This is a genomic window from uncultured Duncaniella sp., from assembly GCF_910577345.1.
Classification (GTDB): domain Bacteria; phylum Bacteroidota; class Bacteroidia; order Bacteroidales; family Muribaculaceae; genus Duncaniella.
In genome coordinates this window covers 58,107-71,131 of the sequence record NZ_CAJTMT010000008.1, presented here as the reverse complement: position 1 = coordinate 71,131, position 13,025 = coordinate 58,107, and the positions used below count along the sequence as shown (strand labels likewise).

7 protein-coding genes and 1 tRNA gene are annotated in these 13,025 nt (G+C 50.5%); 4 read left to right on the top strand and 4 right to left on the bottom strand.

Annotated elements, in window-relative coordinates:
* Positions 1 to 98 precede the first annotated feature (98 nt).
* Both QZ310_RS05340 and QZ310_RS05335 read left to right on the top strand, forming a co-directional pair.
* Positions 99 to 170, top strand: a tRNA-Arg gene (locus QZ310_RS05340).
* A gap of 217 nt (positions 171 to 387) precedes the next feature.
* Positions 388 to 1,362: a calcium/sodium antiporter gene (locus QZ310_RS05335; RefSeq protein WP_297071158.1), complete on the top strand. Its 975-nt coding sequence runs from the start codon at positions 388 to 390 to the stop codon at positions 1,360 to 1,362.
* A gap of 25 nt (positions 1,363 to 1,387) precedes the next feature.
* On the opposite strand, the gene QZ310_RS05330 is transcribed toward QZ310_RS05335, so the two are convergent.
* Positions 1,388 to 1,849, bottom strand: coding sequence for a hypothetical protein (locus QZ310_RS05330; RefSeq protein ID WP_297071156.1), 462 nt, complete (start codon positions 1,847 to 1,849; stop codon positions 1,388 to 1,390).
* 236 nt (positions 1,850 to 2,085) lie between these two features.
* On the opposite strand from QZ310_RS05330, the gene QZ310_RS05325 reads away from it, so the two are divergent.
* Positions 2,086 to 2,808 (top strand): hypothetical protein, encoded by a 723-nt coding sequence (locus tag QZ310_RS05325; protein WP_297071153.1) that lies wholly within the window; start codon positions 2,086 to 2,088, stop codon positions 2,806 to 2,808.
* 53 nt (positions 2,809 to 2,861) lie between these two features.
* On the opposite strand, the gene QZ310_RS05320 is transcribed toward QZ310_RS05325, so the two are convergent.
* The 3 genes from QZ310_RS05320 to QZ310_RS05310 form a co-directional block, all read right to left on the bottom strand.
* Entirely contained in the window at positions 2,862 to 6,101 is a 3,240-nt protein-coding gene (locus tag QZ310_RS05320; RefSeq protein WP_297071151.1) for a S41 family peptidase, read from the bottom strand.
* A gap of 159 nt (positions 6,102 to 6,260) precedes the next feature.
* Entirely contained in the window at positions 6,261 to 10,889 is a 4,629-nt protein-coding gene (locus QZ310_RS05315; protein ID WP_297071149.1) for a translocation/assembly module TamB domain-containing protein, read from the bottom strand.
* Between the two features lie 86 nt (positions 10,890 to 10,975).
* On the bottom strand, positions 10,976 to 12,079 hold the full coding sequence (locus QZ310_RS05310; RefSeq protein ID WP_297071148.1) for a peroxiredoxin: 1,104 nt from the start codon (positions 12,077 to 12,079) through the stop codon (positions 10,976 to 10,978).
* Between the two features lie 257 nt (positions 12,080 to 12,336).
* Here QZ310_RS05310 and QZ310_RS05305 point away from each other — a divergent pair, with 257 nt between their 5' ends.
* Positions 12,337 to 12,933 carry a hypothetical protein gene (locus tag QZ310_RS05305; RefSeq protein WP_297071146.1) on the top strand — a complete coding sequence of 199 codons (597 nt, stop codon included), beginning with the start codon at positions 12,337 to 12,339 and terminating at the stop codon, positions 12,931 to 12,933.
* Positions 12,934 to 13,025 lie beyond the last annotated feature (92 nt).

Genomic DNA, 13,025 nt, shown 5'->3' with positions numbered 1-13,025 from the left:
TTGACAGCGGCTGCGCAAATCAATCCCAATGATAGTCCAAGGATAGTTTTGAAGATTATGCAAAAATTTGTATCTTTGCACCGACACTACAAAATCATGCCTTGGTAGTTCAACGGATAGAATGGGAAATTCCTAATTTTCAGATAGGGGTTCGATTCCCCTCCGAGGTACAAGTGAATCCTTAGAACCTATTGGGTTTTAAGGATTTGCTTTTTATTCGGGGTCGCTGCCGAGTGGTGATTGACAACAATACCTCTTCCGTATGCGTTTTTATTTTGATTGTCCATGACTGTTTTTAGATAATCGGAGGACTGTCCGACGGCAATCATCGTTTTCAACAGTTAAACTTCAATTTCTCATCATAATATATTTGTTTCATCCTTCCTTATGCTTCTGAATATATTTTTTCTACTGCTCGGACTGGGCTTGATTCTCGTCGGAGCCAACTGTCTGACAGACGGCGCCTCGGCAATTGCCAAACGTTGGGGTGTCAGCGATTTGGTCATAGGTCTGACCGTGGTTGCGTTCGGCACTTCCGCGCCTGAACTTGCAATCAGCCTTATTTCCGCTCTCAACGGGAGTGCCGAGATGGCCATAGGCAACGTGGTCGGTAGCAATATTTTCAATATCCTCGTCATAATCGGAGTGACAGCTATGGTCGTGCCCATCAAAATCCAGCGCAGCATCATGACCAATGAAATTCCGCTTGTCCTTCTATCGGCGCTTGCGCTGCTGACGATAGCCAACGGCCCCCTGCTTGATGGCGCTCAGTCCATGACAGTCAGTCGTGTCAATGGCATCCTCCTATTGCTGTTTTTCCTGATATTCATGCGCTACACGTTCTCGCAAGCCAAGGATGCATCAACGGAAGACCCTGCTGCAGAATCCGGAGCCGGTGTCAAGGCCATGCCTATCTGGAAAGCCGCCTTGTGGGTCATCGGCGGATTGTGTGCGCTTATCTACGGTGGCGACCGCTTTGTGGCAGGGGCATCGGGCATCGCCTCAGCACTCGGAGTGAGCGATGCGATAATCGCACTTACAATCGTTGCTGCCGGTACTTCTCTTCCGGAACTCGCAACCTCCGTCACCGCTGCCATGAAAGGAAAAACGGGCATAGCGCTCGGTAACGTTATCGGCAGCAATATCTTCAACATATTCCTTGTGCTCGGAGCTACTGCCACGGTGCGTCCACTCGGATTCGGCAACATCGGCAATCCGGATCTCCTCGTGCTGACCGGCGCATGTCTGCTATTCTGGATATTCGGCTGGTTCTTCAAAGAGCGCACCATCACCCGCATCGAAGGAGCCCTCCTCACGTTTTGCTATATCGGCTATATCGGCTATATGATTATGGCTCAGTGACGGTATGTCTATATCCTGACTCCACTTACAAATTTACACCTTGTTGACCTTCCGGATAATCCAATACTTCCAATATCCGGGATTTCAACCTTTTGTAGCCGGAATAGAACCCAAAGCGAAGAAACAGGAATAGAACACTTCCAAACAAAAGAACAATAAAGAGCAAACCCGCATCTTCCTTGTCGAACCCTCTTTCCGACACTCTCATGACAATAGCTATCAGCGTGACAATGAGTGCGATAATAACTATAATAGCACCGACTGCGCCTATCGAATAAAGACCCACTTCAAGTCTCACGGAAGACTGAGTATCACCTACGGGTAGTATCACGGCTCTCGCTTCCGGCGCAAATGAATTACGAAAAACGGAGTTCTCATACACACAAAAGCCGTTTTCCCATACCCAACCCTCAAACTCATATTTTCTCTTATGCCTATAGTCAGAAAAACGAGTCGGGGAGTCATAACTGAATGTAGACTTCTTCATGAAATCTATTACTTCAACACATGGTCTGTCGATTATAAAATTTCGCTTGAAAAAAGGCAATGACATAATTTAACGATATAAGTTTATGACTCTGCACTAAGTTACTGATTTTATATGAAAAACCAATATTTTTCTTCATCGGTTTTGTAAATTCGCACCTTTTCGGAAAGTTCATGATGTAGATTTGCATCAGTATTCAATTAAACACACTGTTCAACCCAAAAATCTCTCTAACCATGAACCACGAACTTTCCACAACAACAATCATCACCAACGCTTCATCAGGTCAGGCAAAATCCTTCCACCAAAGCTCTGATTGCAACCGTAGTGAATCCGGCACGAAACGCAAACGTGGCAGACCGAAAAGTCCGATGGAAAAAAAGCCTTGGACACTTCCTGTCTCCAAGGCTTTCTATGAAAAAATGCGTCGGCGAGGCGAGATGATTATGGATGCTCTCGGTTATGGCGCGGAATGGATGAAATATCTGATGCCTCATCTCGACGCCTACATGTTGAAAGGCGAAAAACTTGGCTATCATTATGAATATGAGTGCATGAGAGTTGTGTTCATGTGTCTATGTCTCGACATAGACACTGCCATGCAACGCTCGGCCCGCGCAAAGGCCCGCGCAGCCGAACGCCGTGCGGCTGCCGAAATGACCAAGGCTGAAAATAAGGATGAAAAATCCGAAGCAGATAAGGCAACAGAAAATTCAACTCACCCCGACGAAACGATACAGCCGCAAACCGAAGCGGAAAGCAATCAAGGCGAACCGGCTACAGAAAGAAAACCGACTGAACAAGCAACCGACTCCCCCACTCCGGAAACAAGCATATCCGGACCAATTACTGACGTGTACAACCCGGCTGGCGCAGATAAACTCTCACTTCACCGCACAAAGAGATTTTTCAGAAAAAATACGCTGAAACTAAAAAGGACGCAGGTCCGGAGGGTGTAGCCACACGGACCTGCGTCGGTTTTCTTCGTATTATCAAATGAGCAAGATGGATGTTACTTGGCTGTCTTCTTCATGAGATGCTTGGTTGCTCCGATGAGCTGGTCGTCAACACCGCTGAGGACATTCTCGGGGGTGTTGTAGATAAGCACGTCGGGATTGAGCTGCTTGTTTTCAAGAACCTCACCGTTGACATCAAGCGAAGTCACCTGGGGGATACCGAAATACAGCGTGGGGTCAATCTGAGTCTCCCACCATACGGCAGTCATTGTTCCGGGAACGGGAGCACCGACAACATCGCCTATCTTCAAAGTCTGGTAGACGTAGGGCGAACCGTGGGCATCGCTGTAGTTGCTTTCATCAACGAGCATCACAGAAGGCTTGGTCCACTGTGAGAACGGCTCGGTACCGATATACTGTCCACGGGGATTGAAACGGACATAAGCCTTACCACCGAGAAGAAGAGCAAGGTCGTTGTGGAGCCAACCGCCACCATTATGACGGGTATCGACAACTACGGCATCGCAGTTGCGGAACTTGCCGAGCAGACGGTCATAGACCTCGCTGAAGCTCGAACCATCCATGCCCTGCACATGCACATAACCGATGCGTCCGCCGGAAACGCTGTCCACAATATGCTCGTTGCGCTCAACCCAACGGTCGTAGAGAAGCTGATGAATGGCACCGGCGCTTGTAGCCTTAGCATAGACAGTCTTCTTGTCGCCATTGCGCTTCTTCACATCAAGTTTCACCTTCTTCTTGCCTTCGAGCAGAGGGAAATAGTCCTGACCGGCAAGGATAGTGGAGTCGTTGATGGCAAGGATAATGTCGCCGGCTTCAACACCCACATTCTTGGCTGACAGCGGACCGCGCTTGATGACCTCGGCAACTTTCAGACCGTCGCCTTTGTAGCTTTCATCAAAGAATGCACCAAGGCTCGAAGTCGATAGGCGGTTGCCCGAAGAACGGTAGCCACCACCGGTGTGCGATGCGTTCAACTCGCCAAGGATTTCGCTCAGAAGAATGGCGAAATCATAGTTGTTGTTGATATAGGGGAGGAATTTGGCATACTCGTCGCGATATTTTGCCCAATCCACACCATGAAGATTGACATCATAGAACTTATCGAGCACCTGACGCCACATGTGTTCATAGATGTAGTTGCGTTCATCCGATGCACGGCGTGTATATTCGGCCTCAAATGTGACAGGGGTCTGCTTGCCTGAAGAGAGATTCACCTTTGAAATGCCATTGCGGCCCATCACGAAGATGTTCTTGCCATCCTTGTCGGGAATCATGCCCCATGCGCTCAGGCCCTTTGCAAGAATCTTGGTGTCGCCTTCCTTAAGGTCGCGCTCATAGAGTGAACGGCCGTCGGGGCTTGAAGCGACATAGTAAAGTTTATCGGCCTTGGGCGATACATAGTAGCCACCAAGCATTGACGACGAGCCGGTGATACGGCGCAGACGGTGACGGCGATCGGCAAGTTCAAAGGTGAGGGGCTTGACCTCTTCCTTTTTCTTGTCGGCCTTCTCGTCCTTTTTGTCTTTCTTGTCCTTCTTGCCTTTCTTGTCGTCCTTCTTGTCGGCTTTGTCCTTGCCGTCCTTGTCTTTTTTATCCTTTTCAGCCTTTTCGGCAAGCTTGACCTCCTCTTCAGTCATGTTGAAGCGGTCGTAGGCCTCACCATCGAGAAACATGAGAAGGACATCGCTCTCGTTGCCCCAGCTACCGTGGCTCTTGTAGCCATATTTTCCGGTGGTATATGCTACGGCCTTACCGTCAAGAACCCACTGCGGACTGCCGTTGCTGTAGCCGCTTTCGGTGAGATTGACAACCTCGCTTCCATCGGCTTTCACGAGCGCAATGTCAGAGTTGTTCCAACCTCCGACACCGATGTAGTCGATGAGAAGCCAGTTGCTGTCGGGACCCCATTCGAAACCTATGTCCCCATCCTGATAACTATAGTTGAACTTTCCGTCAAGAGCGGTGGTCACCTTCTTTGACTTCAGGTCGAGCACACGGAGAGTTGTGCGGTCCTCAAGGAATGCAACTTTCTTGCCATCGGGACTGTAGTCGGGGAAGAAAGCAGGCTTGTCGCTCTTATAGAGTGGTTTCTCAACCAGTTCGGTTGCATAGAGAAGTGATTTTTCCGATGGATCCTTGATTTCGGTTGTGAACAACTGCCAGATGCCGTCGCGGTCACTGTCATAGACAATGCTGCGGCCGTCAGGAGCGAAATCCACCGCACGTTCCTGAGCAGGAGTGTCGGTGATGCGGCGTGTGGTATTGTATTCTGTGGAAGTCACATAGACATCACCTCTGAGGACAAATGCCACGAGTTCGCCGTCGGGCGACACTGCAATCGACGATGCACCCGAACGACGGAGGGATTTCTCAGCCGGGGAAGCATATTCGTCAGCGATAATCTCGACATTGACCTTCTCCGGTTTCCCGTTCTCGTTCATTGTGTAAATCTCACCGTCCCAACTGAAGGCAAGAGTGCCGTTGTTGGAAGCCGAGAGTGAACGGACCGGATGGGTGGTGAAAGAGGTCAACTGCTTCTTCTGCTTGCCGTCGACCGAACGCTTGTAGACGTTGAGCGTTCCGTCCTCCTCGCTGATGAAATAGAACGAACCGTCAGGAGCCCATACGGGATTCAGGTCATGGCCGTTGAAATCGGTAAGCTTCGTATGCTTGCCATTGTCCATAATCCAGATGTCGGATGTGCCGGACGAACGTTCGTGCTTACGCCAGATATTCTCAACACCCTTCTTATCGTGATAGAGCAGACGGCCGTCACGACCGATGCTGATTGACGGCATCGTGAGCGACATGAACATCTCGGGACGGTGGCCTTCAAGGTCAACGCTGTAGACCTGCGAGGTGAAACCGGCCTGTGCAGCTGTCGGTGAAGGGAGGACAGAGGCACTGAAAAGGATGTGTCCGTTGTCCTTGAATGCAAGAGGAGTCTCATTGCCTGAATTGGTGGTCAGACGCTTGGGGACACCGCCTCGGCTGTTGACCACAAATACATCCATCGAACCCTCACGGTCGCTCCCGAAAGCAATCTTGCTGCCATCGGGACTCCAGATGGGAGTGGTGTTGTAGCTGCTGCCCGATGTCAACTGACGGGCCTCACCACCCTTGACAGGGACAGTGAAAATATTGCCTTTATATGTAAAGGCAATCGTGGAGCCGTCAGGAGAAATGGCTACATTGCGCAACCAGAGAGGTGCGGCAGACGCACCCACGGCTGAAGCTGCGAGCAGAGCCAAAGAAACAATACTTTTTCTCATAACGTGATATTTAATTGAATTGGTTTATCTGTCACCAACAAAGGAGTCCTGCGGGATGCGGAAACTCCCAATATATATTAGACGAAAGCGATTGGCAAAAAGTTACTTATGCCATCGTCTTTTTTTGCATAAAATCCGCTGAATATTTCAACATTGCCGTCATTCAGCCCCCGACTTTCCGTCAAAGATACTGTCGGTCGGGATACGTTTGCGCTTTTCAAGCACACTTTCGGTCTGCGGAACGGCCTCTTCGTCGTTGGACTCCTTCTGCTCCTTTTCGTCCTTCTTGTCATCTTTCCGTCGGCGCAGGAAGGAGAAGATGTTGTCGAACTCACGCTTGAACACCAGACCCACACCCTGAGTTGTCAAGGCGCTTTTGAGGTAATAGTTCTGATCGTTGTAGCGGTTGTAGGCTTTAAGTTGAATTGAGCCAGAGCGGTTCAAAAGATAGCGGATGTCGAAATCGCCGATGAAACTGTTGTTGTTGAGCGACTTGTCACGGTAGCCGAGATTGCCGTTGAGCAGCAGACGGTTGTTGAGCAGATGGCTTGACAACGCCACATCAACCTCCACGTCCGAGAAGTCGCCACGGTCGCTTCGGATAGCCGGTGCGATGCTCCAGTTATCGCTCAACTGTCCGAGCATTGAGCCGAGACGCGATGAGAGAGTGGAAGAGAGTGTCGAGGTGGCCACTGCAGCGAATTCGTTGTTGCCGTGGTTGACAGCCATGTAGTCGGGAGTGTAGAATTTGTTGAGTGCAAGCAGATAGATAATCTGGCGGTTCATCATGTCCTCGGTGGAGACAATCGAGCGAACCTTACGGTAAATATCCTGCGAAAGACTCGGGAATTCAAGGTCAAAACTGATGTCGGGCTGACGGATGTCGCCACGGACAAACATCAAGGCATCCACCCTGACATTGGTACGGTTAAGCTCTCTATCCTCCAGGAATGATTCATCGAGGTCACTGAGATTGGCGTTTACGGCGTAGGAGGCAGTGATGTCGAGCTGCGCAGCGTAGGGGTCACCGAGGAAGGTAATCTTGCTCCCCTCGCGGATGTCGAAGTCCTTGATGATGATGTCCTGAAGCGTGAAGTTGTATTTACCTCGATTGATGGTGTACTCGCCATACATCCTCATGTCGCCATCCGAAGAATAAGTCATCCTGAGGTTACCGCTGCCGTATGCCGTAATCTTGTCACCGCCGACAGGGTCCATGATGAGATTTATGGCAGCATCGGGGGTGATGCCGACCTTGAATGTCATATTGTAGAGCGACGGACTCCCCTCCTCCTCATGCTTCATGCGTTCCTTCAATTGACGTATTGCAATCGGAGTGGGGTCAAGCGCCGCGATGGAATCTTTCTTGGCCTTGTCGCGGTCGCGGAGGGTAATGAAATTGTAGTCCACGGCCTGTTCGGAATCACTGAGCACGAAGGTGAAACGCGAATTCTGCGCGGTGGTCATGTCGACATCAATATCGACCTTACCCGGCACTCCCGTGACGGTCGCACTGCCATTTCCGAAAATCTTGCCATACCAGGGATCCTCGGTGTGATTCTCCTTCACGTCATAGACAAGAAAATCGCGGGCATTTCTCACATTGAAGCCGAAAGAAGCATCGTGGAAATAGTTATGGGTGACGTAACCGCTAAGGTCAGCGGTCTTGCCGTAGCGGTCGGTAAGGCGGATATTGTCGAACTGTATGCGTCCCGGAGTGATGTGGACACTGTCAGTAGCGGTGTAAGTCACATCGGTAAAATCAAGTTTCATCGACAGATTGTCGACAAAAATATCGCCGGTCATGTCAATATCCTTGAAAGTTCCGTAGAGGTGGGCGTCGCCTGAAACCTTGCCGGAGACTTTCGAGGTGAACGCCGACATGAACGGAGCCATGAAGCCGACAGGAGCGTCCTTTGCAGAGAATTTAAAGTCAAGTTCCTCCGTCATGGGCTTTATATAACCATCAATCAACGAGGCCTCACCTGTAGGCTGGGTGATTGTGGCGTTAATCATGATGCGCTTGTTGGCATGATCCCAACTGGAGTGGATGTCACCGTCTCCCATGACACAACGGTTGTATTTCAGTCCCTTTACCTTCAATTGAGGGGTGAAGAGGACAGGATGACCCGACAATAGGCTAAGACCGTAGAAATCACCGGTGGCACGTCCGCCAAACTGGACAGCATCACTGAGATTGAGGCTTTCAAAAATATAGTCAAGGTCGATGTTACGGAGTTTCAACACCAGACGGTCCGTCGAATCGGCTGAGGCCACACCGTTGATGCTGAGCGACTGCCCCTCACGACCTCCGCTGAGGTTATCGACAACAATGCGTCCGGGGGCAATCCTGATTTGAGAGGGATTGACAGTCCATGCGGAGTCGTTGAAAATGAGCTGAGACGTATGGAAATCTATGTCGGTGAGAAGGGCGTTGCTCTCCTCATCACGGGCAAAAACTGTTGCGAAATCAAGATTTCCCTTGAATTCTTTCTGACGGTCGACCACCCAGCCAATATCCGTATGAATCGAGTCGGTCACACCTTTCGACTCAATGTCGAGCGCAAGCATACCGTCCTTGGTAGGGACAGAAGTGTGGGCAATAAACTGAAGCTGACGTTCAGCTCCGTCGAGAAGCAATGACAGACGGCTTCCCTCAATGAGTTTGTCTTTCTTGCGAAGGAAAGGCATGTCGACCGACAGACCGAGTGTCGGAGTTTCACCACCCTTTGCCATTGATGTGACAGAGACAGGATAGATGAAGTCGACAGGCAGGTTGAAAAAGCGCGACAGAGTCGTGTCCTCCTTTATCCTGATGTCGAGATTGCAATCCAGAGTGTTTTCCACATCAGCAACCGGAGGTACGAGAGCAGGATAGACCGAGGAAATGATTCCGGCTACATCACGACCTATTGATTTGAGGCTGAAACGGCCGGAGATGTCGGCATCCGCCTGCGGGCTACGCAGTGTGATGGACCTCAGCGAATCCGGTCCGGAAGCTTCAAGTTCGATATAGGGTATGGCAAGCGACTTTCCGTTCGCACCCGCCATTTTCAGGCCCTCAACCTTGACCCAACCATCCATTGTGTCGGGATTACGGCCACGGACAGAAGCATCGACATCACATGCAAGCACATAATCCTTCATCGCTCCCCCCTTCACGAATGGTGCGAAGGAGAATTTACGGATTTCTGCATAAAATTCATTGAGAGGCATCTCCCCCTTGAAGTCGGCACCTCCACTCGCGATGAAGTCAACGTAGGGTGAGGCTGAGGAGGCGGAAAATTCAAACTTGTCGCCGAAAAATTTCGCTCCGGCAGTGATATTGTCAAGTGCATAGCCATTCCATTCGAGTCCAGTCACATTGACCTGTGCGTTTCCGGTGATATAGCTGTTCTGCGCAATCACGACGTCGCCCGAAGCATCGAATGCGACATTGGCAAGCGGTGCGAGTTGCGGAAGGATATTAGCGGGAGCAAAGGAAGATGTCGTCACGCGACCGTCAATCTTCAACGGACTTGATTTTCCATCGCGATAAAGGCCTCCATCAATGTCGATATTGCCACATCCGGTATTCAACGAGCCATTGAAATCAAGGCTCTTAGGGGTGAACGAGAGGTCGCCGAGAAGGTCAATGTTGCCAAGTTCAGCCAAAGGGGAGAGTTTTCCGTACAGAGAATGGAACATGCTCGACGGCGAAGCCATGAAACCAAGCGCTGCAGGGACATTGGCCACAAGATTCAACCGGCGCAGGTCAACTGAGAGGGAATCGCGTCCACAGGTGAGATTTTCAATCACACCATGTGTGCTCAGACGGGCATTGCGGTCAGGAAACTCCAGTGAGAAGCGATGGATAAGGATATTGTCAAGCTCACCCTCCGCTTCAAAATCAATATCCATCCGCTCGTCAATCTCACCGAGTTCGGCAACGAATGGAGCGAGATCTGAAAGAACGAGATAGGTGTCGGGAAGGGTTTCAAAAGAGGAACGGAGCATGGTTGCCACATCGAATCCCGGACCGAGAGGTGAAGCCAAAGTGATGTCGTTGAAGGCAAAACGCGACCGTCCGATCTCAAACATGAGATTGTTAATCTCCATGTTTTCAGTATCGGCAAACACTGAGGCAGTGAACTCATTCAGTACCAATCCGGAGCGTTCGGAGGCACCGAGACGCTTCACGTCGATGTGCAGACGGTTGTTGGATATTTTGGGCGCGCTTATGTCGGTTCTGAGCCCCGTCACTAAAATATGATTCTTGTCAAAACGGCCGGAATCCGCAGGTGCGGCATCGAGGACATCATATTTCAGCTCACTCCGCCGGATGACCACAAGATTGACAGCAAGGTCAAAGGCTGTCGGCTCCTTCTTTTCTTTCGACTTGAAGCGGTCGAGGATAGGCTGGATGTTGAGCGGAGCGGAGGCGGTAGGCTTGTAGAGCGCCATCTTCAAGTCTATCAGCTCAACGTAGGATATGACCGGACGGCTTGCCCAAAGGCTCTCCCAGATGCTTATGCCTGCACCGAGATGGTCGATTTCCAGAGCCGTGACACCGGCATTGTCCTTGACGGTCACATCGGAAAGCACGATGCGGTTGAAAGGCGCGACACTCACCTCCCCTAAATGCACGTCAGTGCCGAGCAGGGCGGTGAGCTCCTGTTCGGCACTAAGCGCGATCTGCTTCTGCACTGAGGGCAGCGACAAAAGCACATATAGGATTATCGGTACTGCCAGAGGTAGCACAAGCACGAACACAAGGACAAACCGAAGAATCCTATAGAATGTTTTCAATTCAAATACTGAATATCAATTCCTTATTCAAAAATTTTTCAAGCCTCCGAGACCACCGGCAGCCTCACCGGCAAACAAGCGGGAGCTTAAAGGCGACGAGCCACCGATGAATCAAGAGTGGAGATGTCGGACACGCGCTCGACAACGTCACCGTTTCTGTCGAAGATGAAAATTGCGGGAAGAGCGCCGACGTTATAGTCGCGGAGAGCCTTGTCGCCATCGTTGGGTCCGTTGAGGACAGTAATCCAAGGAAGATTCTTGGCGGCCTGCTTCCAGGCATACTCGTCATCGTCAAAAGCGACCTGGAAAATCTCAAGGCCCTGCGAACGGTACTTCTCATACACTTTGTTGAGAGCGACATTCAACGCAGGAGAACCATCGGCCGTATAGGCTGTGAAATTCAGAATCACGACGTTGCCTTTCGAGGTCACATCGAGAAGAGAGTGTTCCTTACCGGTGTTATCGAAAAGTTTGATGTCGAACGCACGGACTTCGTTAGCCACACGGAGATTGCCTTCGTTCAGAGCATCAAGATTGCTCTTCGGACGATTGCCGAGGAAAAGACGGCGCAGATAGCCGGTGCGGGGGTCGGAAGGACGGCGCTCATTGAAGGCATTGGCAACGGCACCGATGATGCGAAGGTCTTCCTTGACGGAGGGATTGAAAATGGGTTTTCCGGCCACGCTCTTATTTATTATATAATAGGTGACGATACCGGCGGGGTCAGCCACTATCATCTGACCGAGCTGACGTTTGAGTTCGGCGTTGGTGCTGACGGAAGCTGCACCACCCTGAGCGGCTGCCACACGAATCATGCTGTCGACACGGACAAGGTTTGCGGCCTGTGGGGAACCGCCGAGAGTGCAGGTCGACTCGATGTCGGGAGCCTCGGCAGAAAGTGAGATGGATTCGATGCTGTCGACGGGGAAATAGACCGACTTGTCCCCTACACGAAGACGGTAGATGTCGGGATAGCCCTGAGCCTCACGGCTGTAGGAATAGGAACCGTTGGACGAGACCTTGATTGTGTCCATCGGATACCAATAGCCTTGGTTGTTACCTTCGAGAACCACCATATCGTCTTCCGACAAACCTGAAATCTTGCCGTCGAGATGCCATTTGTTTCCTCCTCCACACGATGCGAGGAGGGCTGTAAGGGAGAGAGCTATGAATTTGCCTGTCTTGTTCATTAGTTTAGATGTTATTTTAACATGCAAATTTAATCATTTCCCCTCTAAAATTCAAGTTAATTTCGACCGAATAGCGAATTCAATCGTTAAAACTCCTTTACGGCAAACCATCCCGCCGTTTTTTAACCCTTGGCACAACGGATGTTAAATCTTTCCGGAGCATTAAACCATCGGCATTGACAGCAGTCTTAACAGTACAATAACACAGAAAATCAATCATTCAAAAATAACCTCTCCTTAAAAAAACAACGAACATTATGAAGAAAACAATTCTCAGTCTCGCAGTCCTTTTCGCCTCAATGGCCGGTTTCTCAGCTGCAGCCAACACCAAGGCCGACACAGCAACCAAGGCAACTACCGAAACACAGAAAGCTACCGATAAGAAGAAGGCTCCCCGCCACAATCCATTCGAAGGTCTCGGCCTCACCGAAAAACAGCAGAACGACCTCCAGGCACTCCGCGCTTCACGAAACGGAGAAGCAAAGAAAGATGGCAAGACTGCCGACAAACAGAACAAAAAGCAGCTCACTCAGGAAGAGAAGCAAGCCCGCCAGCAGCAGCGCGCCGAACAGCGCAAGGCCCGTCAGGAGCAGCATCAGGCACGCATGGAGCAGCGCAAGCAGAACCGTCAGGACTATCTTGCAAAGGTAAAAACCATCCTCACCCCCGAGCAGTATGTGAAATTCCTCGAAAACAACTACAGTGACCGCGGAATCATGAAAGGAAAAGGTCATGGAAACTTTGCCAAAGGCAAGGACGGAAAACGCCACGGAAAAGGTAAGTCAAGCCACCGCGCACACAGAGGCAACAAAACCCTCAACACCAATGCCATATCAACTCCAACCCAAGGCTAACATCAATACATATCCACGATACCCCAACGGACACAGGATGTCCGAATAAGTTTAATGCCACGATATTGAATATCATGGCATTAAATTTATTA